The following is a 22,983-nucleotide window of genomic DNA, read 5'->3' on the forward strand; positions in this document are numbered from 1 at the left end:
GGCGAGGGAGCTTGCTCCCGCTCGGTTGCGCAGCGACCGCAACATTTTTGGGGCCGCTTCGCGCCCCAACGGGAGCAAGCTCCCTCGCCACAGATCGTGTCTTACAGGTTATCCAACCTTTTCATCCCGTCCCCGCAGCAAGCGATCAGGCATCGCCACCGCCGCTGCCAGCCCCAACAGCGACACCGCCGCGCTGATCAGCAGCAAATGCCGGAACGTCGCCTGCAATGCCTGGCGCAAGGCACTCTGGGCCTCGCCCGGGGCGGCGTTCAGGCCGTCCAGCAAGACATTGCCGGAATGCCCTTCGCCGATCAGCGACGAGCTGGCGATCTGGGCGAAGCTTGAATCCTGCAGCAACGCCAGCAGCAACGCCGACATCAGTGCCACGCCCACCGCACCGCCGAGGGAGCGGAACAGGTTGGTGGTGCTGGTGGCGACGCCGATGTCCTGTTGGTCTACGGAGTTTTGCGAACCCACCAACGAAGTGGGGAATTGCATGCCGGAGGCGATGCCAGAGAGCAGCATGAACAGGCTGCTGAGCCAGAACGCGGCGGGCGGGGTGAAGGCCATGCCGAGGATGGCGAGCGGGAAGAGCAGGGCACCGCTCAGGATCATCGGTTTGTAGCGCCCCGTGATTGAGGTCCGGCGTCCAGCGAAGTACGCGCCTATCGGCAGCCCTATCGCCAGCGGCAACAAGTGCAACGCCGCGCTATCGGCACCCGCGCCGGTCACGCTCTGGAAGCGCAACGGAACCAGCACGGTCAGGGAAATCGCCTGGAAACTGGTGAAGAACACCGTGCACCAACACAACACCGCGCTGCGGTTGGCGAACAGGTGCATTGGCAGCAATGGTTCCCGAGCCCGGCGCTCGTGCCAGGCGAACACCCCCAGCGTTACCCCCGCACAACCGAGTAACCCCAGTACTTCCTGGCTGTGCCAGGCATGGCCCTGGCCGACCTGGGTGATCCCCAGTAAAAGCGCCGTCAGGCCGATGATCAGCAGCACGGTACCCAAGTAATCGATGATCGGCGTGCGTTGCGGCACCGGCAGCCCGACCAGGGTGCGCCGGGCCACCCACCAGGCCGCGAGCCCCAGCGGCAGGTTGATCCAGAACACCCAGCGCCACGACAGGTATTCGGTCATATAGCCGCCGAGCACCGGCCCGGCCACGCTGGCCACCGCGTACATGCTGCTGAAATAGCCCTGGTAGCGGCCACGCTCGCGGGGCGGGATGATGTCGCCGATGATCGCCTGGCTCACCGAAATCATCCCGCCGGCGCCGATGCCCTGGAAAATCCGCGCCAGCACCAGTTGTTCCATGTTTTGCGCCAGGCCACAGAACAGCGAGGCCAGGGTGAACAGGCCCATGCCGAACAGCATCAGCGGCCGGCGCCCATAGAGGTCGCCGAGCTTGCCGTAGATCGGCACCGCCACGGTCATGGCGACCATGTAGCCGGAAATCACCCAGGCCAGCAGGCTGACGTCGGCAAATTGGGCGGAGATGGCCGGCATCGAAACGGCGACGATGGTCTGGTCCAGTGCACCCAGGAAAATCGCCAGCATCAGCGCCACCAGCACGCTGCGGATGGCCGGCTTCGGGGCTTGGAGCGTATTGAACTGAGTCACGGCAGAACCTGCGGGCCGTAGAGGCGAATGAGACAAGGCCCGCAGTTTAAATCGGTAGCCGGCTATTCGATAGCCTCGTAAGGAAGGCCGACGTAATTTTCCGCGATGGTTTTGCGACCGGCTTCGGAGTCGACGAAATATTCCAGCTCGGCTTCGCTGATGCGCTGGTTGAAGGCATCGTCGTCGAAGCGGTGCAGCATCGAGGTCATCCACCAGGAGAACCGTTCGGCTTTCCAGACGCGGCGCAGGCAGATGGCCGAATACTTTTCAAGCAAATCCACCCGCCCGTCGCGATAGACCTTGAGCAGGATGTTGAACAGCGTGCTGACATCGCTGGCCGCCAGGTTCAGCCCCTTGGCGCCGGTGGGCGGGACGATATGGGCGGCATCGCCCACCAGGAACATACGCCCGTATTGCATCGGCTCGACCACGAAGCTGCGCAGCGGTGCGATGCTTTTCTCGATGGAAGGGCCGGTCACCAGGGCTTCGGCCAGATCAAAGGGCAGGCGGTTTTTCAGCTCCTGCCAGAAGCGCTCGTCCGGCCAGTCGGCCACTTGCTCCTCGGCGGGTACTTGCAGGTAATAACGGGTGCGGGTCTTGGAGCGCATGCTGCACAGGGCAAAACCGCGGGTGTGACGAGCGTAGACCAGTTCTTCGTGGACCGGCGGCGTGTCGGCCAGCACGCCGAGCCAGCCAAACGGGTAGACGCGCTCGAAGACCTTGAGTTTTTCCGCAGGAATGGACTGTCGCGCCACGCCGTGGAAACCGTCGCAACCGGCAATGTAGTCGCAGTCCAGGCGCCAGGATTGCCCTTCATGCTCAAAGGTCACGAAGGGCTGTTCGGTTTGCATGTCGTGGGGCTGGGCGTTGCTGGCCAGGTACAGGGTCCGGGCGCCGGCGGCTTCGCGGGCGGCCATCAAGTCTCGGGTGACTTCGGTCTGGCCGTAGACCATGACGTTTTTGCCACCGGTCAGGCCCTTGAGGTCGATGTGTACCCGCCGATCGTTGAGCACCAGTTCAAAGCCGTCATGGGGCAGGCCTTCGGCGTCCATGCGTTGGCCAACGCCGGCCTGGCGCAGCAGCTCGACCATGCCTTGCTCCAGCACACCGGCGCGGATGCGGCTCAGTACGTATTCCGGGGTTTGGCGTTCGAGGATGACAGTGTCGATCCCGGCGTTGTGCAGCAACTGGCCGAGCAGCAGGCCAGAGGGGCCGGCGCCGATAATAGCGACTTGGGTCTTGAGGGTTTTCATTGTTCTTATGACTCGCACGAAGCACGCGACCAGGGTCGGTGTTGATTATTAGAAATCGAGTGCCTACATTTTTCGCTTGCGGACCTGTCAGTTGAAGGGGAAAACTGAGCCGATACCTGTTCTTTTCGCCAATTGGTGCGATTATCGCCCGCCACCCCAGGCCCGGATCCACGTTATGAAAAAACCTGACCTGCCTTCGATCCCGGTGTTCAAGCTCTACGGTGAAAGCCAGGAATGGCCGACGCCGGACCTGTTGCATTGCGAAACCATCTCCAAGCGCAGCCGCGAGCATCAATGGGAAATCAAACCCCATCGGCATGCGGATCTGTGCCAGTTGCTGTTTGTCTTCAAGGGCCAGGCGGAACTGGAGATCGAAGGCCGGCGCACGCTACTCACCGAACCGGCGGTGCAGATCCTGCCGCCGTTGTCGGTCCATGGCTTTCGTTTTTCCGAGGATGTGGAAGGTTACGTGGTGACCCTGGCTGCACCGCTGGTCACGCACCTGCAAGCGCAACTGGGGCATTCGGTCAATGTCCTGGCCCAGGCCGAAAGCTACCCCGCCCTTGAGAATGCCGAGTACCTCAATAGCCTGTTCAGCGCCTTGCAGAATGAGTACGTGGGGCATCAACCGGCCCGGGAAATGCTGATGCATGCACTGGTCAGCGTGATCATGGTCTGGGTCAGCCGCCAGGTGATGCAGCGCCACACCCAGGCCCAGCGCCCGCAACGGGCCCGGGAATACCTCAACGGGTTCATTCAGTTGGTGGAAGAAACCTATCGCGAGCACGTCAAGGTCGAAGACCTGGCCCATCGCCTGGGCATTTCCGTGTCGCACCTCAATGGCACCTGTCGGGAATTGGCGGGGCAACCGGCGTTGCAGATCATGCACGAGCGTCAGTTGCTGGAAGCCAAGCGGCTGCTGACCTACACCGGCATGACCATCTACGAGATTTCCGAAATGCTCGGGTTTTCCGACCCGACCAACTTCACCCGGCTATTCCGCCGGCGCGTCGGCATCTCGCCCAAGGCGTTCCGGGACCGGCTCAAGACCGATCAACAGGACGACTGACCACGCCTTAGCGCAGGGCGTTCAGGGTCGCACTGTGGGGGATGCAACGTTCGAAGTTGCAACTGGCGTATTCACGGGGCAGTTGCCTGGCCTGCTCGACCCGGTAGGCCGCAGTGCCATATAGCGCAAGCGTGGCGGCGCAGGTGACGAAGATGGCGAGGCGTCTTCTTGTTTTGATGTTCATGGCGGTGACCTCTGAACGAATACCCGGGGGTACTACATTGAGCATAGGTCAGCCGTGGTGGGATGCCAGCCAGGCAGGTGTTGCATTTAACCCGATATTCAGATCGCTGATACTCCCCTGTGGAAGCGAGCTTGTGGGAGCAAGGCTTGCCCGCGATGCAGACACCTCGGTGTAGCGGATAAACCGAGGCGATGCCATCGCAGGCAAGCCTTGCTCCCACAGATCAGTTCCACAGGGGACTGGGGTGGTCTTTTAACCGGGTTATTCCAGGTGTTCAGGCTTCATCGGATCCCCTGGCTTGACGTCCAGTTGCTTGCGCACGTCTTCGAACATTTCGTCGTAGTACTTGTGCATCGAGCCGATGCTGGCGGTCTTGGGCAAGCCGTATTTCTGGGCGATGCGCGTGGCATGGCGGGCGAAGTCGAAGGCCTGGTCCTTGGCCAGGAAGAACGTCTCGTCCAGGGGCTTGTCTTCGACGGTGCCATGCACCCGGAACGACATGCCCGTGCCTTCCTTTTCGTCCTGGTCGACCTTGTAGTCGATGCACAGGTTGTAGCTGAAATCATCCTTGTTCAGTGCATGGCGTTCCATGTGCAGGTGACCGGGTTCGAACATGGCCATAAGCGACTCTCCTTCGAAGGCATGGGAGTAGGGCAGACCCTGGATCTGCCCGACAAGTTTCCTGTTATCGATAAGCGATGCCCGGTGTCGCCGTGCTGATGCGGGTGCCGGCCTTGCCCTGGACGATCGCGTCGATGTCCGAGAGTGAACCGATCACCGCGACCTTGCCAGTGTTGCGCGCGAACTCGCAGGCCGCTTGCACCTTCGGCCCCATGGAACCGGCGGCGAAGCCGAGTTTTTCCATTTCGTCGGGGTGGGCCTGGGCGATGGCTTTCTGGGTCGGTTTACCGAAGTCGATGAACGCGGCATTGACGTCGGTGGCGATCACCAGCAGATCGCTTTCCAGCTGCTCGGCCAGCAGCGCCGAGCACAGGTCCTTGTCGATCACCGCTTCCACGCCTTGCAGCTTGCCGTCGGCGTCATACATCGTCGGGATGCCGCCACCGCCGGCGCAGATCACGATGCTGCCCTTTTCCAGCAGCCATTTGATCGGGCGGATTTCAAAGATGCGCTTGGGCCTGGGGCTTGCGACCACGCGGCGGAACTTGTCGCCGTCCGGGGCGATGGCCCAGCCTTTTGCGGCGGCCAGTTTTTCGGCTTCGACCTTGTCGTAGACTGGGCCGATCGGTTTGGTCGGGTTCTTGAAAGCCGGATCGTTGGCGTCGACTTCGACTTGGGTCAGCAGCGTTGCGAAGGGCACTTCGAAGTCCAGCAGGTTGCCCAATTCCTGTTCGATGATGTAGCCGATCATGCCTTCGGTTTCGGCGCCGAGCACGTCCAGCGGATACGGCGTGACCGAGGTGTAGGCTGCCGCCTGCAATGACAGCAGGCCGACCTGCGGGCCGTTGCCGTGGGCGATGACCAGTTGGTTGCCGGGGTGGATCTTCGCGATCTGTTCGGTCGCGGTACGGATATTGATGCGCTGGTTGTCTGCGGTCATGGGTTCACCCCGACGCAGGAGGGCGTTACCGCCCAGGGCAACGACGATACGCATGATGCTGTCCTTTCAAAAATGGATCGAACAATGCTGTTCCCTTGTGGAAGCTGGCCTGTGGGAGCAAGGCTTGCCCGCGATGCAAACACCTCGGTGTTAACTGATGGACCGGGGCGATGCCATCGCGGGCAAGCCTTGCTCCCACAACTGCATGAGGTTCTAGATATCCGCCAGCGCCGACACCAGGATCGCCTTGATGGTGTGCATGCGGTTTTCCGCTTGCTCGAAGGCGATGTTGGCCGGCGATTCGAAGACCTCTTCGGTCACTTCCACACCGTTGGCCAGGTTCGGATAGCGGGCGGCGATGTCCTTGCCAACCTTGGTTTCGCTGTTATGGAACGCCGGCAGGCAGTGCATGAATTTCACCCGCGGATTGCCCGAGGCCTTCATCATTTGCGCGTTGACCTGGTAGGGCAGCAATTGCTCGATGCGCTCATCCCAGGCTTCCACTGGCTCGCCCATGGACACCCAGATGTCGGTGTGGATGAAGTCCACGCCCTTGACCGCTTCCTTCGGGTCCTCGGTGATGGTGATGCGCCCGCCACTTTCGGCGGCGAAGGCCTGGCACTGGTCGATGAAGTCCTGATGCGGCCAGAGTGCTTTCGGTGCGCCGATGCGTACGTCCATGCCCAGCTTGGCGCCGATCATCAGCAGCGAATTGCCCATGTTGTAGCGTGCGTCGCCCAGGTACGCGTAGCTGATGTCATGCAACGGCTTGTCGCTGTGCTCGCGCATGGTCAGGGTGTCGGCGATCATCTGGGTGGGGTGGAATTCGGCGGTCAGGCCGTTGAACACCGGCACCCCGGCGAACTTGGCCAGTTCCTCGACGATCTCCTGTTCGAAGCCACGGTATTCGATGGCGTCGAACATCCGCCCCAGCACCCGGGCGGTGTCTTTCATGCTTTCCTTGTGGCCGATCTGCGACGACACCGGGTCGATGTAGGTGACGTGGGCGCCCTGGTCATGGGCCGCGACTTCGAAGGCGCAGCGGGTGCGGGTCGAGGTTTTCTCGAAGATCAGCGCGATGTTCTTGCCCTTGAGGTGCGGCTGTTCGGTGCCGGTGTACTTGGCACGCTTGAGGTCGCGGGACAGGTCCAGCAGATAGTGCAGCTCGCGGTTGGTGTGATGCATCAAGCTCAGCAGGCTGCGGTTGCGCATGTTGAAAGCCATGATTTGGATCTCCTTGGGTTCGGTTATCCCCTGGGCCGGTCTCTGCCGTGGGATGGAGAGCGGTGCCGGTCCAGGCTCAAAGGTCAGTAGTCGATCGGGTCGCGGATGATCGGGCAGGTCATGCAGTGACCACCGCCCCGGCCCCGGCCCAGTTCGCTGGCGCTGATGGTGATGACTTCCACACCGGCCTTGCGCAGCAGGGTGTTGGTGTAGGTGTTGCGGTCGTAGCCGATCACCACGCCCGGCTCCACGGCCACCACGTTGTTGCCGTCATCCCATTGCTCGCGCTCGGCGGCGAAGCTGTTGCCGCCGGTTTCCACTACTCGCAGCGCCTTCAGCCTGAGGGCCGAGGCGACGGTGTCGAGGAAGCTGCCTTCCTCGCGACGTATATCGATACCGCCGGGCTTGCTTTCGTCGGGGCGCAGGGAGAAGGCGACGATCTGGCTCACCACTTCCGGGAAAACCGTCACCAGGTCGCGATCGCAGAAGCTGAACACGGTGTCCAGGTGCATGGCGGCGCGGGATTTCGGCAAGCCGGCGACGATCACCCGTTCCACGGCCTTGTGCTTGAACAGGTTCAGCCCCAGTTGGCCGATGGCCTGGCGGGACGAACGTTCGCCCATGCCGATCAGCACCACGCCGTTGCCGATGGGCATCACGTCGCCGCCTTCGAGGGTCGCGTTGCCGTGATCCTGGTCCGGGTCGCCGTACCAGATCTGGAAGTCAGCCTGGGTGAACTCGGGGTGGAATTTGTAGATGGCGCTGGCCAGCAGGGTTTCCTGGCGGCGCGCCGGCCAGTACATCGGGTTCAGCGTCACGCCGCCGTAGATCCAGCAAGTGGTATCGCGGGTGAACTGGGTGTTGGGCAGCGGTGGCAGGATGAAGCTGGAGTGCCCGAGGAAGTCGCGGAACATCTGGATGGTCTTGCCACCGAAGCTGTCCGGCAGGTCATCGGCCGAGACGCCGCCGATCAGGAATTCGGCGATATGGCGTGGCTCCAGGCTGCGCAGCCACGAGCCGACTTCATTCACCAGGCCCAGGCCCACCGAGTTGGCGGTGATCTTGCGCTCCAGGATCCAGTCGAGGGCTTCGGGGATGGCGACGATGTCGGTCAGCAGGTTGTGCATTTCCAGTACGTCGATGTCACGCTCGCGCATCTTGGTGACGAAATCGAAATGGTCGCGCTTGGCCTGGTTGACCCAGATCACGTCATCGAACAGCAGCTCGTCACAGTTGTTCGGGGTCAACCGCTGATGGGCCAGGCCTGGGGAACACACCATGACTTTACGTAATTTACCGGCTTCGGAATGAACGCCGTATTTCACTTTTTCCGTGGTCATTACAAATCCTCCAGTTAAAACAATCAGCCAGCTACAAGGTCAGGAAGCCGTCGTAGAGCCCATAGGCAGCCACCAGGGCGCCTGCGATCACTGCGGCGAAAATCAGCTTCTCGACAGAGGTGAAAACCGGTTTGCCCAGCTCGTGCTTGGCTTTGGCGAACAGGATCGCGCCGGGGGCGTAGAGCAGGGCGGAGAGCAGCAAGTACTTGACCCCACCGGCATACAGCAACCACATCGCGTAAATCAGGGCGATGGCACCGATGATCAGGTCCTTGCGGCGTTCGGCCAGGGCGTTTTCGTAGGTCTCGCCGCGCACCGCCAGCAGCACTGCGTAGGCCGCCGACCACAGGTAAGGCACCAGGATCATCGAGGTGGCGAGATAGATCAGAGACAGGTAAGTGCTGGCCGAGAACAGGGTGATGACCAAAAACAGCTGGACCATCGCATTGGTCAGCCACAGGGCGTTGGCCGGTACGTGGTTGGCGTTCTCCCGGCGCAGGAACTCGGGCATGGTGTGGTCCTTGGCGGCGGCGAACATGATCTCGGCGCACAGCAACACCCAGGACAGCAGGGCGCCGAGCAGCGAGATGATCAGGCCGACGCTGATCAGCACCGCGCCCCAGTGCCCCACCACATGCTCCAGCACGGCGGCCATGGACGGGTTCTGCAATTTTGCCAATTCAGGCTGGGTCATGATGCCCAGGGACAATACGTTCACCAGCACCAGGAACAGCAGCACGGTGATGAAACCGATCACGGTGGCCTTGCCCACGTCGGTACGTTTCTCGGCCCGGGCGGAAAAAATACTCGCACCTTCGATGCCGATGAACACCCACACGGTGACCAGCATCATGTTGCGCACCTGGTTCATCACACTGCCCAGATCCGGGTTCTTCAGGCCCCAGATGTCGGCGGTGAAAATATCGAGCTTGAAGGCGAACACCGCGATCAGCACGAACAGCACCAGCGGTACGATCTTGGCGACGGTGGTCACCAGGTTGATGAACGCCGCTTCCTTGATGCCGCGCAGCACCAGCCAATGCACCGCCCATAACAACACCGAGGCGCCAATTACCGCGGCGACGGTGTTGCCCTCACCAAAAATCGGGAAGAAGTAGCCCAGGGTGCTGAACAACAGTACGAAGTAACCGACGTTGCCCAGCCAGGCGCTGATCCAGTAGCCCCAGGCCGACGAGAAACCCATGTAGTCGCCGAACCCGGCCTTGGCATAGGCATACACACCGCTGTCCAGATCGGGTTTGCGGTTAGCCAGGGTCTGGAACACGAAAGCCAGGGTCAGCATGCCGACGGCGGTGATGGCCCAGCCGATCAGCACCGCACCGACATCGGCACTGGCCGCCATGTTTTGTGGCAAGGAAAAGATCCCGCCACCGATCATCGAGCCGACCACCAGTGCAACCAATGCACCCAATCGAAGTTTTGCGGGGGTATCAGACATTTGCGAGACTCCAGCGCAGGAGAAGAGAGTCAACAGACTAAGTCGATTTGAAAGTTGAATAGCTGATCTGGATCAGTGCATGGCAACATTCCATTGTTAATGAAGAAGTTAACAGCGTCCGTGGGTGTCTGTAGTGCTTGGAAGGCCCGTTTCGTGCGGCTTCGGCGAGGGTGTTGGAAGTTTTCCTCGCCTTGGGATTATTCACGCTAGTTGATTTTCACTGAGTCGCAACTATTTTGTAGGCTGCCTGCATGACAGAAATAATCGTGCCGCATGGTCTTTTAAATTAACGTCTTGGATAATGGACAGGACATAAGCTTTTGGACTTTGCGGGGGTGACGTTATTCAAAAACGTTATGTCGCTTTATTTACTTATTTAATAGTGAGAGAACATGTCGCAGCCGATTGAAAAGTTGCCACTTGGCGCCCTGGTCGCCCTGGTGGTGGGGTCGATGATCGGAGGTGGGATCTTTTCCCTGCCGCAAAACATGGCGGCTCGGGCCGACGTCGGTGCGGTGCTGATCGGCTGGGCCATTACCGCCGTCGGCATGCTGACCCTGGCCTTCGTGTTCCAGACCCTGGCCAACCGCAAGCCGGAATTGGACTCGGGCGTGTATGCCTATGCCAAGGCCGGGTTCGGTGACTACATGGGCTTCTCGTCCGCCTGGGGCTACTGGATCAGCGCCTGGATGGGCAACGTCGGTTACTTCGTATTGTTGTTCAGTACCTTGGGCTATTTCTTCCCGGTGTTCGGTCAAGGCAATACGCCGGTGGCTATCGGGTGTGCATCGTTGCTGCTGTGGGCGGTGCATTTCCTGGTGCTGCGTGGGATCAAGGAGGCGGCGTTCATCAACCTGGTGACCACTGTGGCCAAGGTCGTGCCGCTGTTGATGTTCATCGTCATGGCCGCCGTGGCCTTCAAGGCAGAGATTTTCACCCGCGATATCTGGGGCGTGCTGAGCCCGGACCTGGGCAGTGTGATGGACCAGGTGCGGCACATGATGCTGATCACGGTGTTCGTGTTCATCGGTATCGAAGGCGCCAGCGTGTATTCGGCACGGGCAGAAAAACGTGCGGACGTAGGGCGTGCGACGGTGATCGGGTTCCTCGGGGTATTGGCGCTGCTGGTACTGGTGAATGTGTTGTCCCTGGGGGTCATGAGCCAGCCTGAACTGGCGCAGTTGCAGAACCCGTCCCTGGCTGGCGTCCTGGAGCACATTGTCGGGCCGTGGGGCGCCTTGCTGATCAGTGTCGGATTGGCGGTGTCACTGCTCGGCGCTCTGCTGTCCTGGGCGTTGCTGTGCGCGGAAATTCTCTACGCCACCGCCCGGGACAAGACCATGCCCGCGTTCCTGACCAAGGAGAATGCCAACCATGCTCCGGTCAATGCGCTGTGGCTGACCAATGGCATGATCCAGCTGTTTTTGTTGATCACCCTGTTTTCCGCAGGCACCTACACCAGCCTGATCTATCTCGCCTCGTCGATGATCCTGGTGCCGTACCTGTGGTCGGCGGCCTATGCGGTGCTGCTGTGCGCCCGCGGGGAAACCTATGAACAGGCCTCGGCCCGGCGCATGAAAGACCTGTGCATCGGTGGCGTTGCGCTGTGCTATGCGGTGTGGCTGCTGTATGCCGGTGGGGTGAAATACCTGCTGCTGTCGGCGCTGTTGTATGCGCCGGGGGTGATCCTGTTTGCCCAGGCCAAGCGTGAGCAGCGGCAGCCGTTGTTCACTCACGTGGAGAAGGGCGTCTTTGCGTGTGTGATGTCCGGGGCGGGCTTGGCGGCTTATGGGTTGTACAGTGGGTTTTTGACACTGTGAGGCGAAGGTCACCTTTGCGGCGGGTTAGAGGCGGCCGTTGTGGCGAGGGGATTTATCCCCGTTGGGGCGCGAAGCGGCCCTGAAACCTGGCGCCTCGGTGTGCCAGGAAAATCACTAACCTGCTCTTGGGGGGCCGCTTCGCGCCCCAGCGGGGATAAATCCCCTCGCCACAACGTCTTGCTCGCATCGGCGGCTATCACCACTGCGCGCGATGTGCACCCAGTTCAGCCGCCGGCAAGGTCCATTGCAGCGGTGTCCCGGTAATTTTCAAGGGCACCTGCAGGCGATGGGCCGGTCCCCAGGGTGTCTGCTCGACCAGCAGTCCCTGATCATCGGCGGCCTCGGCGCGCAATGGGGTTGGGTCCCCTGCGCCATGCTCGATCAACAGCTTCGCCGTACGCGCGAGTGACAAGCGTGCCGAGCCGCCGTGACCGCTTGCCAGGCGCCGGGACAACAACACCAGGACGCTGGCCGCCAGCAGATAGCCGGTGCCGTGATCCAGCGCTTGCACCGGCAGCGGTGTCGGTTTGTCGGTGTGTTTCCAGCCCATGCCGGCGTCGGCAATGCCGCTGCTCATCTGCACCAGACTGTCGAAGCCGCGCCGGTTCTGCCACGGGCCGCTCCAGCCGTAGGCGTTGAGGCTGACGTCGATCAGGCCCGAGGCTATCTGCCGGCGCTGCTCGGCGCCATAGCCCAGGCGTTCCAGGGCGTCGGCACGGTAGCCGTGCAGGAGGATGTCGGTGTCCTTGAGCAGAGCCTCGAATGCCACGCGATCTTCAGCTTGGTGCAAATCCAGGCGAGCGCAGCGTTTGCCCAGGGTGACTTCCGGCACTACGCCGGGTTCGTTCCAGGTCGGTGGGTCGATGCGCAGCACGTCGGCCCCCAGGCCCGCGAGGAAGCGACTGGCGACGGGGCCGGCCAGTACGCGGGTCAGGTCCAGTACCTTGAGGCCCGCCAGTGGCTGGGTCACGGAGCCGAGCCAGGGCTTGCGCTGCTCTCCAGGCGTTTCACTCAGGTGCACCAGCGGCTCGGCATTGACTGCCAGGCCTTGAGGGTGGGTTTGCCATGCCTGCCATGAACGCATCTCGGCGGCGCAACCGCCCGCGTCGACCACCGCCTGCTCCAGCTCGGCCTTGTTCCAGCGGGCCACCCTGGCCGCCATGTCGGCGCGGTCGGTGCAGGTGCCGAGGACTTTTTCCGCGGCCAGACGATGATGCGGCGCGTTGGTGTGCAGGCGAATCCAGCCGTCGGCGCTGGCATAGTCGCCGGCCACCGGATCCCACATCGGCGGCACGCTCCAGCCGACGGGGCGCAGGGAGGTGGAGAACCAGAACGACGCCAGGCGCCGATCGACCTCCACGGGCGGCAGGCGGCCGGTTTGTTGGTGGATGAGCTCGGCGGCGGCCTGGCCGGCCGCGGCGATGCTGGCGCAAGCCAGTTCCGTGACGGCGAACGCCGAGGGCAGGGCACCGTCGCCGGTGAAGGTGATCGGGGTCGTGGGCAAACCAAGCGCGGCTTGCATGGACGTGAGCAGAACTGACATCGAAAGCCCTCCGGTACGAGAGGGCGATCATAGTTCAAAATCCCGTTGGGGGCTGCTTTGCGGCCCAGCGGGAACAAGTGCCCTGTACCTGTTCCGGTCGCGACCAGATCCACAGGTTGCCCAGGCCCATGCCCATGAGTGCCAGATAAACCGGCCAGCCGTGGTCAAGCATCACCAGCATCAGTCCGGCGCAGAACAGCATGCTGGCGGTGGCACCGAGCTTGGCCCGGCGCGGGATGATTTTTCCGTTGCGCCAGTTGTGCAGCATCGGCCCGAACAACCGATGGTTCTCCAGCCAGGCGCTCAGGCGCGGCGAACTGCGGGTTGCGGCCCAGGCGGCCAACAGGATGAACTCGGTCGTCGGCAGGCCGGGCACGACGATGGCGACCAGGCCGATGGCCAGGCTGGTGTAGGCGAGCAGGGCGAAGAGCAGTTGGGTGAGTTTCGTGGGACGGTTCATCAGTATCTTTCACGCATACGCATGTCCTCGTGGGAGCGAGCCTGCTCGCGATAGCGGTGTGTCAGGCGCCATCATTGGAGCTGACACACTGCAATCGCGAGCAGGCTCGCTCCCACAAGGGACAGCGGTGAATTTTCAGGCCAACTCGACCGCATAGGCATGCTCTAGCAACACCGTAAAGCGGTTGAAGGCATCCAGCGCGCCTTGGTCCGCCTCGGCTTCCTGCTGCTCGGTGAAGGCCAGGCCATCGAGGGTGCGGGTGAAGGTTTTCCAGCCTTCGGCGCGCCCGCCAGCGGGTTCCGCCAGGTGCCGGGCGCCGAAGGTTTCGCTCAGCCCCAGGCCCACGGCACGCTTGATCAAGAATGCGGCGCCGAGCTTGGAGCCTTCGGAGACGAACAGCCAGCCCAGGGCTTCGGCCAGGGTCGGGTTTTTCACCGCTCCGGTCACTGGCATGGGGACTTCGGTGTCCAGGTCTGCCAGATCCGCCTTGGCCGCTTCTGCCCGGCAACGGGCCGGCAGGTCGGGGATCAGGGTGGACAGTTCGGCATCGTTGTACAGCGCCACCAGTTCCGATTGGAACAGGTACTGGGCCACGACGAAGCGGGCGAAGCTGGCCGGGGTTTCGAACGGGGCGTGGGCCTTGACCAGTGCGTCGAGCTTGCTGTGGGGCTCGTGGGTGATCTGGTTCAGGCGTTGGGAGCGTGAAGTGGGATGTTGTGTGGTCATGGAAACTCCTTCGAATTAGAACGGTGTGGCGAGGGGCTGTGGGAGCAAAGCTTGCTCGCGAACAGGCGCCTCGATCTCTGGAAAGACCGCATGGCCTTCATCGCGGGCAAGCCTTGCTCCCACATGACCCTCCTCACTACGGGTATTTGTTTGGCCTGGGCAACCGAGTCAGATATCCCAGATCAGGTTCACCGCGAAGTTACGCCCGGGCGCCGTCAGGCGATCGAGGTTGGCGGGGTTCAGCACCGCCGCTTCGCCGACGCTGTCGTAGCCGCGCACGTCATCCCACAGCCAGTACTTCTTGTCGGTGAGGTTGTAGAGACCGCCGCTGACGGTGATGTCGTCGGTCACCTTGTAGAAGCCGCTCAGGTCGAGAATGCCGAAACCCGGGGTCTTGAACTGGCTGCTCACGCCATCGGGCGAGTTGAAGTTGCTGTCGTCGACGCGGTCCTTTTTCTTGACCAGGGTCCAGCTGAGCAAGGTGCCGTAGTGGTCCTGGTCGTAACCCAGGCCGAACACGCCGGTCAGCGGGTTGACGCTGTTGAGCGGTTCGCCGGTGTCGGCGTTGCGTCCGTAGGCGTAAGCCACCGAGCCTTGGGTGTACAGGCCCTTTGGCGCGCCCAGCACGTCCAGTTCCAGGCGTCCCCTGGCTTCGACGCCCTTGATGGTGGCGTGCTTGATGTTGTTGCTCTGGAAGGTCAACTGGTTGGCGCCGGGGGTGATGGCGTCCTCGTTGATGAAGTCGCGGTACTTGTTGTAGAACACCGCCACGTCGAACGAGCCGGCGTCGAAACGGCCGCGCAGGCCAGTCTCGTAGCTTTTGCTTTTTTCCGGCTCCAGGTCGGGGTTGGGCTCCACGCTGTAGCCAGCGCCGGGGTTGTCGAAACGCCCGTACAAGGCCTTGGCGGTCGGGGTGCGGAAACCCTCGGCGTACTGACCGTACCAGGTGTACTGGTCGGTCAGGGCATAGGTCATGCCGAACTTGGGCGAGACGCGGTGCCAGGTCTTGTTCTTGTCGCTGACTTCACCGCCACTGGTTGGGTCCACGGTGTTGAGGAACTCCTCGGTCAGGTGAGGTTTGAGGCGGGTGTAGTCGTAGCGCAGGCCGGGTGTGAAGGTCCAGCGGTCCCAACTGATCTGGTCCTGGGCGAACAGGCTGTAGGTGTCGATGGTCGGATCCGGGAAATCACTGGCTTTTGCCAGCACGTCCCGGGTGCTGATGGCGCCCACTGCTGAACAACCCACGCCTACCGCCAGGCACACGCCATTGCCACTGCGCGAACCGGTGACTTTCTGTTGCTTGATCGTGGTGCCGTAGGTCAGGGCGTGATCGGTGTCGGCGACGTTGAAGGCCTTGTCCAGTTGCGCGTCGAAGACCCACTGTTTTTCTTCGTAGAGGGTGTCCCGGGTGCGCAGCACCTGGCGGGTGATCGGGAAGTAGAACTCGGCGGTGCTCTGGTCGGTCTTGGCGATCTGGTGGTTCAGGCTCCACTTGACGTGATCGGCCAGCAGGCTGTCGAGGGCGAAGCTGTGCTCCAGGCCGAAACGCTCGCGGCTGATGGTGTCGTTGCCGGTGCGCCACTGGTACATGCCGCCGGGCAGCATGGAGGTGGGGATTGTGGGGCGGCCGTTGGAGTAGGGGCCGCCATAGGCGCTTTTCAGATCGGTGTCGCGGTCGTCCTTGTATTTCTCGTAGACCAGGCTCAGGCGCGCGTCGTCGTTGTAGTTCCAGCCGAGCTTGGCCAGCACGTTGTTGGCGCGCACGTCTTCCGGGTTGGCGGCGGTACGGTCCAGGCCGGTGCCGTTGTGGCTGCCGTAGGATTCGGTTTCGTGACCGTCGCGTTGGCTGTAGTGCAACAGGCCGTCGAACGGCCCGCTGCGACCGGCGACGGTGGCGGACTTGAGCCAGCTCTCGTCGGCGGAGCTGTAGCCGGTCTTCAGGCGAGCGCCAACGTCCTGGCCTGGTTTGATGATGTCATCCGGATCGAGGGTGAAGTAGCTGACGGCACCGCCAATGGCATTGCTGCCGTACAGCACCGAGGCCGGGCCGCGCAGGATTTCCACACGCTTGACGATTTCCGGGTCGACGTAGTTGCGCTGGGTCTTGGCATAGGGACCGTTGAAAAAACCATCGGGTACTTCCACGCCGTCGACCTGGGTCAGGATCCGGTTGCCGTCGATGCCGCGGATGTTGTAGCCGCTGATGCCGCCGCGCTGGCCCGCGCCGCCCACCGATACGCCCGGTTCATAGCGCACCAGGTCCTTGAGGGTGTTGACGTTGTTGCGGTCCAGTTCCTGGCGGTCGTGGACAGTGACCGTGCTCGGTACGCTGGTGATGTCCTGTTCCTGGCGGGTGGCGCTGATGGTTACCTGTTGCAACTCCAGCGTGCTGCCGGTACTGCGCTTTTGCAGGATGATGCTGTTGTCGCCCAGCTTGCGGTAGCTCAGGTTGGTCCCCACCAACAGGCGCTCCAGGGCTTTGTCTGGTGGCAGCGAGCCGCTCACCCCTGGCGAGGCGACGCCTTCGGCCAGTTCCGCCGGCATGCCGACTTGCCAGCCTGTGATAGCGGTGAATGCATTCAGGGCCGAGACCAATGGCTGCCGGGCAATGGCAAAGGTGTAGTCGCCCATGTTGCGCGAAGGGGGTTGCACCGTGGCGGCGGCCAGGGCGAGCGGCGCGGTGCCGGCCATCAGGATGGCGGCGGTCAGCAGTGACAGCGTGCAAGAGGGGGCAAGAAACCGGCAAGTAAGGCGAGAGGACATCGATAGCGCTCCGTGTCGCATCTGTTATAGGTGCAGACTCACATCCGTGGATGCGAATCAATTGCATTGGCTATAACGAGACGAACCAGCGAAGCCTATCGAGTAAAAATAATTCTCATTCAGTTCAGGATCACCAGCGCCGGGAACTCCTGGAGCCGCGCCGAGGTGATGTGGGCCAGCGAGCGCACCACGTCCAACGGCTGGTCGAGGCGGTAATTGCCGGTCACGGCAACGTTGGCCAACTGTTCGTTGCTGTTGATGATCCAGCCGGGGTAGTAACGGCGCAGCTCGGCCAGTACCTGGCTCAGTGGCCGGTTCTCGAACACCAGCCGACCCTGGACCCAGGCCAGGTCAGTGTTGGCATCGAGCCGGGCCGGGCGGTCGAAGCCGTTGGGACCGATGCGGATGCTTTCGCCAGCGGACAGCCGTACATGGGTGTCGTTGCGGTTGGCCCGCAGGTCCACATCGCCGCGCTGGACCTGGACCTGGGCCACGCCGTCGAGGTAACGCACGGCGAAGGTGGTGTCGCTGACGCTGGCCGTGACGGGGCCGGCATCGATTTGCAGCGGCAAGTTGCGGTTGCCCGGTACTTCGAAAAACGCCTCGCCCTTGTACAGGCGCGCCACGTGCCGTTGTTCATTGAACGTGCTGGAGAAGGCCGAATCGGTGTTGAGCAGGACCTGGGAGCCGTCCTCCAATTGCAGGCGCTGGCGCTCACCGACCACGGTCAGGTGGTCGGCCTGCAAGCGCAGGGGCAGGTCACTGAAATTGAACAGGCCGAGAAGCAGCACGGCGGCGGTGGCCAGGGGCTTCCAGTGGGCACGCAGGCGCGACAGCGCGGTGACCCTGGGCGTGGCGTCGAGTCGACGGGCACTTTCCATCACCTGCGGGCCGTTCCAGATCGCCTGGGCCCGGGCGAACGCCTCGCCATGGCGTGGATCGGCCGCCAGCCAGGCGTGGAACTGCCGCGTCTGTTCCTCGCTGGGGTTGTCTAGCAGGATCAGCCAGTCCAGCGCCTGTTCCATGGCATGGGCGGTTTCCTGCGTCGCAGTCGGCTCAGCAGAGCGGTGATTGTCCGTCACAGTGGGATCTCGGTATTAGCGGCACGGGCCCAAGCTACAAGTTGGACGCAGCAAGTGGCAAGTCTGTAGGCAGTTCATGGCCTGAAGCGTGAGGCAGGTCACTGCTCACCGTGGCTGCGTTCCGCCACACCCACACAGATCGCCATGATCAGTTTCAGTTCCTTTTGCACGGTACTCAGGGACACGCCCAGCCGTTCGGCGATTTCCTGATAACTGTGGCCATGCAGGCGGCTGAGGATGAAGATCTGCTGCTGTCGCGAGCTCAGGGCCTGCAGGCTGACATTCAGGCGCTCGAGCAGTTGCTGGGCGTGGGCGGCGTCCTCGGCACTGCTCTGGGGGGCGACGACGTTGTGGACGACTTCCAGCGGCACGTCATCGAGCAAGGTCCGTGACTGGATACGCCGGGCACGCAGATGGTCCCGCGCCAGGTTGCGGGCGGTCTGGAAAACAAAGGGTTCGAGGTGTTCGACCGTGCGTTCGCCCAGTGCGCGGGTCACGCGCAGGTAGGTTTCCTGAAGCAGGTCTTCGGCGGTGCTGGGGTTGCTGACCATGCGCTCAAGGGTGCGCAGCAGCGGCGTGCGCTGGGCGAGGAAGACGTGATGAAAGCGCGATTGACTCACGGTAAGGCCCGATCCGGTTTGAGTAGATGATAATGCTTATCATCTACGGAGCGGGTCAAGCGTTCATTCATTGGCGCCGAAGCAAATGTGGGAGCGAGCCTGCTCGCGATAGCGTCGTATCAGCCAGCACAGTGTTGACTGATAGACCGCTATCGCGAGCAGGCTCGCTCCCACACGACAAGGCGCGGCCGGCTCTGCGAGGATTACTCGGCGTTACACAACGCCAGGCAGTTATCGAGCATGCGGTTGGAGAAGCCCCATTCGTTGTCATACCAGGCCAGTACCTTGAGCAGCTTGCCGCTGACCTTGGTGTGGTTGGCGTCGAAGATCGACGACAGCGGGTTGTGGTTGAAGTCACTGGAGACCAGCGGCAGGGTGTTGTAGCCGAGGATCTTGGAATGCTGGCTGGCGTGGCGCAGCAGTTCGTTGACGTCTTCGGCCGATGCTTCGCGCTTGAGCTGCACGGTGAGGTCGACCAGGGACACGTTGATCACCGGTACACGTACCGCCATGCCGGTCAACTTGCCCGCCAGTTCCGGCAGCACCAGGCCCACCGCTTCGGCGGCGCCGGTCTTGCTCGGGATCATGTTCTGGGTGGCCGAACGGGCGCGGTACGGGTCGCTGTGGTAGACGTCGGTCAGGTTCTGGTCGTTGGTGTAGGCATGAATGGTGGTCATCAGGCCGCTTTCGATGCCCAGTTCGCGGTGCAGCACCTGGGCTACCGGGGCCAGGCAGTTGGTGGTGCACGAAGCGTTGGAGATGATCTGATGGGACTGGCGCAGGATGTCGTGGTTCACGCCATACACCACGGTGGCATCGGCGCCCTTGGCCGGGGCCGAGATGATCACCTTGCGCGCGCCGGCGCTGATATGGGCCGCCGCTTTGGAACGGTCGGTGAACAGACCGGTGCATTCGAACACAACGTCGATTTTTTCAGCGGCCCAAGGCAGTTCGGCCGGGTTGCGGATGGCACTGACCGAGATGCGGTCGCCATTGACTGTCAGGCTTTCGTGATCATGCTGTACGTCGGCATCGAAGGTGCCGTGGACGGTGTCGAACTTGAGCAGATGGGCATTGATCGCACTGTCGCCCAGATCGTTGATGGCGACGATCTGCAAGTCGCGACGATAGCCTTGGGTATACAGTGCTCGGAGGACGTTGCGGCCGATGCGGCCAAAACCATTGATTGCGATTCGAAGAGTCATTAACTGCGCCGCCGTCGATTTGTTGTTGGAATTACAAGATTATTCGCATAAAAATAGAAAACAAGCCTTTTTAGTGGCAATATTTTGTTTTATCTACAACGAGTGACCTGAATCAACTGGTCCGAACGGTCAATAAACAGTCTGCCGCCTAGCCTTTACACAGCGTGCGGCGGGCTTTTGACCAGCATAGACAATCAGGTCGCCACACCCGTTAGCCTGGAGTTCTACACATGCATCCCCGCGTTCTTGAGGTCACCGAACGGCTTATCGCCCGCAGCCGCGCCACGCGTCAGGCTTACCTTGCATTGATCCACGGTGCAGCCAGCGATGGTCCGATGCGCGGCAAGCTGCAGTGCGCCAACTTCGCTCACGGTGTGGCCGGTTGCGGCACCGAAGACAAACACCACCTGCGGATGATGAACGCCGCCAACATCGCCATCGTGTCGTCCTATAACGACATGCTCTCGGCCCACCAGCCCTACGAAACCTTCCCGGAACAGATCAAGAAAGCCCTGCGCGAAATCGGCTCGGTCGGCCAGTTTGCCGGCGGTACGCCAGCGATGTGCGACGGCGTGACCCAGGGCGAGGCGGGGATGGAACTGAGCCTGCCGAGCCGCGAAGTGATCGCGCTCTCCACGGCGGTGGCGCTGTCCCACAACATGTTTGATGGCGCGCTGATGCTTGGCATCTGCGACAAGATCGTGCCGGGCCTGATGATGGGCGCGCTGCGCTTCGGTCACTTGCCGACGATCTTCGTGCCGGGCGGGCCGATGGTCTCGGGCATTTCCAACAAGGAAAAAGCCGACGTGCGCCAGCGCTATGCCGAAGGCAAGGCCACCCGCGAAGAGCTGCTGGAATCGGAGATGAAGTCCTACCACAGCCCTGGCACCTGCACCTTCTACGGCACCGCCAACACCAACCAGTTGCTGATGGAAGTGATGGGCCTGCACTTGCCTGGCGCCTCGTTCGTCAACCCGAACACGCCGTTGCGCGATGCCCTGACCCGCGAAGCGGCGTTCCAGGTCACGCGCATGACCAAGCAAAGCGGCAACTTCATGCCCATCGGCGAGATCGTCGACGAGCGCTCGCTGGTCAACTCCATCGTTGCGCTGCACGCCACCGGCGGCTCCACCAACCACACCCTGCACATGCCGGCCATCGCCATGGCGGCAGGCATCCAGTTGACCTGGCAGGACATGGCCGACCTTTCCGAGGTGGTGCCGACCCTGAGCCACGTCTACCCGAACGGCAAGGCCGACATCAACCACTTCCAGGCTGCGGGCGGTATGTCGTTCCTGATCCGTGAACTGCTGGAAGCCGGTTTGCTCCACGAAAACGTCAACACCGTGCTCGGTCATGGCTTGAGCCGCTATACCCAGGAACCGTTCCTGGAGGATGGCGAGCTGGTGTGGCGCGACGGCCCGATCGAAAGCCTCGACGAAAACATCCTGCGCCCGGTAGCCCGCGCGTTCTCGCCTGAAGGCGGCCTGCGGGTGATGGAAGGCAACCTGGGGCGTGGGGTGATGAAGGTCTCGGCCGTGGCCCTGGAAAACCAGATTGTCGAGGCGCCGGCGATGGTGTTCCAGGATCAGCAGGACCTGGCCGATGCATTCAAGGCCGGTTTGCTGGAGAAGGATTTCGTCGCGGTGATGCGCTTCCAGGGCCCGCGCTCCAACGGCATGCCGGAGCTGCACAAGATGACGCCATTCCTCGGTGTGTTGCAGGACCGTGGCTTCAAAGTGGCGCTGGTGACCGATGGGCGCATGTCCGGCGCGTCGGGGAAAATCCCGGCGGCCATTCACGTCAGCCCCGAAGCTTATGTCGGCGGTGCGTTGGCCCGGGTGCAGGAGGGCGATATCATCCGCGTCGATGGCGTCAAAGGCACCTTGGAATTGAAGGTGGACGCCGAGGAATTCGCCGCGCGCACGCCGGCCAAGGGCCTGTTGGGCAACAACATCGGCACCGGTCGTGAGCTGTTCGGTTTCATGCGCATGGCCTTCAGCTCGGCGGAGCAGGGCGCCAGCGCCTTCACTTCTGCCCTGGAGACGCTTAATTGAAACTGGCTTTGGTCGGTGATATCGGTGGGACCAACGCACGTTTCGCGTTGTGGAAGAACCACAACCTGGAAAACATCCAGGTGCTGGCGACGGCGGATTACGCCTGCCCGGAAGATGCTATCCAGGTTTACCTGAGCGGCTTGGGCTTGAAACCGGGCGCCATCGGTTCGGTGTGCCTGTCGGTGGCCGGTCCCGTGAGCGGCGATGAGTTTCGTTTCACCAACAATCACTGGCGCCTGAGCAACCTGGCGTTCTGCGAGACCCTGCAGGTGGAGAAGCTGTTGCTGGTCAACGACTTCTCGGCCATGGCCCTGGGCATGATCCGTTTGCGTCCCGATGAATACCGGGTCGTCTGCGAAGGTACCCCGGAGCCGATGCGTCCGGCGGTGGTGATCGGGCCGGGCACCGGGCTGGGCGTCGGTACGCTGTTGGATCTGGGGGAAGGCCGTTTCGCGGCGTTGCCGGGGGAGGGTGGCCATGTCGACCTGCCCATGAGCAGCCCGCGGGAAACCCAGCTGTGGCAGCACATCTACAACGAGATCGGCCACGTCAGCGCCGAAACTGCCCTGAGCGGCAGCGGTTTGCCGCGGGTGTACCGGGCCATTTGCGCGGTGGACGGCCATGTGCCGGTGCTCGACACTCCCGAGTCCATCACCGCAGCTGGCCTGGCTGGCGATCCCATTGCCCTGGAAGTGCTCGAGCAGTTCTGCCGCTGGCTGGGGCGCGTGGCCGGCAACAACGTATTGACGCTGGGCGGGCGCGGCGGCGTCTACATCGTCGGTGGCGTGGTCCCGCGGTTCGCCGATTTCTTCCTCGAAAGCGGCTTCGCCCGCTGTTTCGCCGACAAGGGTTGCATGAGCGACTACTTCAAGGGCATTCCGGTCTGGCTGGTGACTGCGCCGTACTCCGGCCTGATGGGAGCGGGCGTGGCGTTGGAGCAATCGACCCCCGTTTAAAGTTGAAAATGTGGTCTCCTGTGGGAGCGGGCTTG

At 62.3% G+C, this 22,983-nt stretch carries 19 protein-coding genes; 4 read left to right on the plus strand and 15 right to left on the minus strand.

What is annotated here, in order from left to right:
• Window positions 1-108: 108 nt before the first annotated feature.
• Both PBDP_RS06330 and pobA read right to left on the minus strand, forming a co-directional pair.
• Window positions 109-1,626: an MDR family MFS transporter gene (locus tag PBDP_RS06330; RefSeq protein ID WP_212801964.1), complete on the minus strand. Its 1,518-nt coding sequence runs from the start codon at window positions 1,624-1,626 to the stop codon at window positions 109-111.
• Between the two features lie 62 nt (window positions 1,627-1,688).
• Window positions 1,689-2,879: a 4-hydroxybenzoate 3-monooxygenase gene (gene pobA / locus PBDP_RS06335; protein WP_109755726.1), complete on the minus strand. Its 1,191-nt coding sequence runs from the start codon at window positions 2,877-2,879 to the stop codon at window positions 1,689-1,691.
• 175 nt (window positions 2,880-3,054) lie between these two features.
• Between pobA and PBDP_RS06340 the strand changes: the two genes are divergently transcribed.
• Window positions 3,055-3,948, plus strand: coding sequence for a helix-turn-helix domain-containing protein (locus PBDP_RS06340; protein ID WP_003198494.1), 894 nt, complete (start codon window positions 3,055-3,057; stop codon window positions 3,946-3,948).
• A 7-nt stretch (window positions 3,949-3,955) separates the two neighbouring features.
• Here the strand turns inward: PBDP_RS06340 and PBDP_RS06345 are convergent, their stop codons facing one another.
• The 6 genes from PBDP_RS06345 to arcD (PBDP_RS06370) all read right to left on the minus strand — a co-directional run bounded on the left by PBDP_RS06345 (window position 3,956) and on the right by arcD (PBDP_RS06370) (window position 9,716).
• Window positions 3,956-4,132, minus strand: a complete 177-nt coding sequence (locus PBDP_RS06345; protein WP_162843733.1) for a hypothetical protein — start codon at window positions 4,130-4,132, stop codon at window positions 3,956-3,958.
• Window positions 4,133-4,393: 261 nt separating this feature from the next.
• Complete coding sequence (locus PBDP_RS06350) at window positions 4,394-4,753, minus strand: DUF5064 family protein (RefSeq protein WP_109755727.1); 360 nt, start codon at window positions 4,751-4,753, stop codon at window positions 4,394-4,396.
• Window positions 4,754-4,817: 64 nt separating this feature from the next.
• A complete protein-coding gene (gene arcC / locus PBDP_RS06355) occupies window positions 4,818-5,747 on the minus strand; it encodes a carbamate kinase (protein ID WP_212801965.1) in 930 nt (309 codons plus the stop codon).
• A gap of 159 nt (window positions 5,748-5,906) precedes the next feature.
• Window positions 5,907-6,917: an ornithine carbamoyltransferase gene (locus tag PBDP_RS06360; protein ID WP_092166001.1), complete on the minus strand. Its 1,011-nt coding sequence runs from the start codon at window positions 6,915-6,917 to the stop codon at window positions 5,907-5,909.
• An 83-nt stretch (window positions 6,918-7,000) separates the two neighbouring features.
• Window positions 7,001-8,257, minus strand: a complete 1,257-nt coding sequence (gene arcA / locus PBDP_RS06365; RefSeq protein WP_212801966.1) for an arginine deiminase — start codon at window positions 8,255-8,257, stop codon at window positions 7,001-7,003.
• A 31-nt stretch (window positions 8,258-8,288) separates the two neighbouring features.
• Window positions 8,289-9,716, minus strand: a complete 1,428-nt coding sequence (arcD, locus tag PBDP_RS06370) for an arginine-ornithine antiporter (RefSeq protein ID WP_116831614.1) — start codon at window positions 9,714-9,716, stop codon at window positions 8,289-8,291.
• 392 nt (window positions 9,717-10,108) lie between these two features.
• On the opposite strand from arcD (PBDP_RS06370), the gene arcD (PBDP_RS06375) reads away from it, so the two are divergent.
• Window positions 10,109-11,536 carry an arginine-ornithine antiporter gene (gene arcD, locus PBDP_RS06375; protein ID WP_212801967.1) on the plus strand — a complete coding sequence of 476 codons (1,428 nt, stop codon included), beginning with the start codon at window positions 10,109-10,111 and terminating at the stop codon, window positions 11,534-11,536.
• 196 nt (window positions 11,537-11,732) lie between these two features.
• Here arcD (PBDP_RS06375) and PBDP_RS06380 read toward each other — a convergent pair whose 3' ends face one another.
• From PBDP_RS06380 to gap, 7 genes are all read right to left on the minus strand, one after another.
• Window positions 11,733-13,079 carry a CoA transferase gene (locus PBDP_RS06380; protein ID WP_212801968.1) on the minus strand — a complete coding sequence of 449 codons (1,347 nt, stop codon included), beginning with the start codon at window positions 13,077-13,079 and terminating at the stop codon, window positions 11,733-11,735.
• A gap of 34 nt (window positions 13,080-13,113) precedes the next feature.
• Window positions 13,114-13,539, minus strand: coding sequence for a YbaN family protein (locus tag PBDP_RS06385; protein WP_212801969.1), 426 nt, complete (start codon window positions 13,537-13,539; stop codon window positions 13,114-13,116).
• Between the two features lie 135 nt (window positions 13,540-13,674).
• Window positions 13,675-14,265 (minus strand): biliverdin-producing heme oxygenase, encoded by a 591-nt coding sequence (locus PBDP_RS06390; protein WP_212801970.1) that lies wholly within the window; start codon window positions 14,263-14,265, stop codon window positions 13,675-13,677.
• Between the two features lie 168 nt (window positions 14,266-14,433).
• Window positions 14,434-17,028: a TonB-dependent receptor gene (locus PBDP_RS06395; RefSeq protein ID WP_212801971.1), complete on the minus strand. Its 2,595-nt coding sequence runs from the start codon at window positions 17,026-17,028 to the stop codon at window positions 14,434-14,436.
• A gap of 119 nt (window positions 17,029-17,147) precedes the next feature.
• Window positions 17,148-18,110, minus strand: coding sequence for a FecR family protein (locus PBDP_RS06400; RefSeq protein ID WP_116831619.1), 963 nt, complete (start codon window positions 18,108-18,110; stop codon window positions 17,148-17,150).
• Between the two features lie 98 nt (window positions 18,111-18,208).
• The gene (locus PBDP_RS06405; RefSeq protein ID WP_109755738.1) at window positions 18,209-18,730 is read right to left on the minus strand and encodes an RNA polymerase sigma factor; all 522 of its coding nucleotides are present in this window, start codon (window positions 18,728-18,730) and stop codon (window positions 18,209-18,211) included.
• A 203-nt stretch (window positions 18,731-18,933) separates the two neighbouring features.
• The gene (gene gap / locus PBDP_RS06410) at window positions 18,934-19,935 is read right to left on the minus strand and encodes a type I glyceraldehyde-3-phosphate dehydrogenase (protein ID WP_212801972.1); all 1,002 of its coding nucleotides are present in this window, start codon (window positions 19,933-19,935) and stop codon (window positions 18,934-18,936) included.
• A gap of 230 nt (window positions 19,936-20,165) precedes the next feature.
• On the opposite strand from gap, the gene edd reads away from it, so the two are divergent.
• A complete protein-coding gene (gene edd, locus PBDP_RS06415; protein WP_109755740.1) occupies window positions 20,166-21,992 on the plus strand; it encodes a phosphogluconate dehydratase in 1,827 nt (608 codons plus the stop codon).
• Window positions 21,989-22,948 carry a glucokinase gene (locus PBDP_RS06420; protein WP_212801973.1) on the plus strand — a complete coding sequence of 320 codons (960 nt, stop codon included), beginning with the start codon at window positions 21,989-21,991 and terminating at the stop codon, window positions 22,946-22,948. Before edd ends, PBDP_RS06420 begins: the two co-directional genes overlap by 4 nt.
• Window positions 22,949-22,983: the final 35 nt, after the last annotated feature.

The organism is Pseudomonas sp. St290, from assembly GCF_018325805.1.
Lineage (GTDB): Bacteria > Pseudomonadota > Gammaproteobacteria > Pseudomonadales > Pseudomonadaceae > Aquipseudomonas > Aquipseudomonas bijieensis.

Bases quoted from the DNA above. Each gene is read 5' to 3' on its own strand.
- arcA (WP_212801966.1), bottom strand. From the start codon at position 8,257: ATGACCACGGAAAAAGTGAAATACGGCGTTCATTCCGAAGCCGGTAAA.
- PBDP_RS06395 (WP_212801971.1), bottom strand. From the start codon at position 17,028: ATGTCCTCTCGCCTTACTTGCCGGTTTCTTGCCCCCTCTTGCACGCTG.
- arcD (WP_212801967.1), top strand. From the start codon at position 10,109: ATGTCGCAGCCGATTGAAAAGTTGCCACTTGGCGCCCTGGTCGCCCTG.
- PBDP_RS06390 (WP_212801970.1), bottom strand. From the start codon at position 14,265: ATGACCACACAACATCCCACTTCACGCTCCCAACGCCTGAACCAGATC.
- edd (WP_109755740.1), top strand. From the start codon at position 20,166: ATGCATCCCCGCGTTCTTGAGGTCACCGAACGGCTTATCGCCCGCAGC.
- PBDP_RS06340 (WP_003198494.1), top strand. From the start codon at position 3,055: ATGAAAAAACCTGACCTGCCTTCGATCCCGGTGTTCAAGCTCTACGGT.
- PBDP_RS06380 (WP_212801968.1), bottom strand. From the start codon at position 13,079: ATGTCAGTTCTGCTCACGTCCATGCAAGCCGCGCTTGGTTTGCCCACG.
- PBDP_RS06350 (WP_109755727.1), bottom strand. From the start codon at position 4,753: ATGGCCATGTTCGAACCCGGTCACCTGCACATGGAACGCCATGCACTG.
- PBDP_RS06385 (WP_212801969.1), bottom strand. From the start codon at position 13,539: ATGAACCGTCCCACGAAACTCACCCAACTGCTCTTCGCCCTGCTCGCC.
- gap (WP_212801972.1), bottom strand. From the start codon at position 19,935: ATGACTCTTCGAATCGCAATCAATGGTTTTGGCCGCATCGGCCGCAAC.
- pobA (WP_109755726.1), bottom strand. From the start codon at position 2,879: ATGAAAACCCTCAAGACCCAAGTCGCTATTATCGGCGCCGGCCCCTCT.
- arcC (WP_212801965.1), bottom strand. From the start codon at position 5,747: ATGCGTATCGTCGTTGCCCTGGGCGGTAACGCCCTCCTGCGTCGGGGT.
- PBDP_RS06345 (WP_162843733.1), bottom strand. From the start codon at position 4,132: ATGAACATCAAAACAAGAAGACGCCTCGCCATCTTCGTCACCTGCGCC.
- PBDP_RS06360 (WP_092166001.1), bottom strand. From the start codon at position 6,917: ATGGCTTTCAACATGCGCAACCGCAGCCTGCTGAGCTTGATGCATCAC.
- arcD (WP_116831614.1), bottom strand. From the start codon at position 9,716: ATGTCTGATACCCCCGCAAAACTTCGATTGGGTGCATTGGTTGCACTG.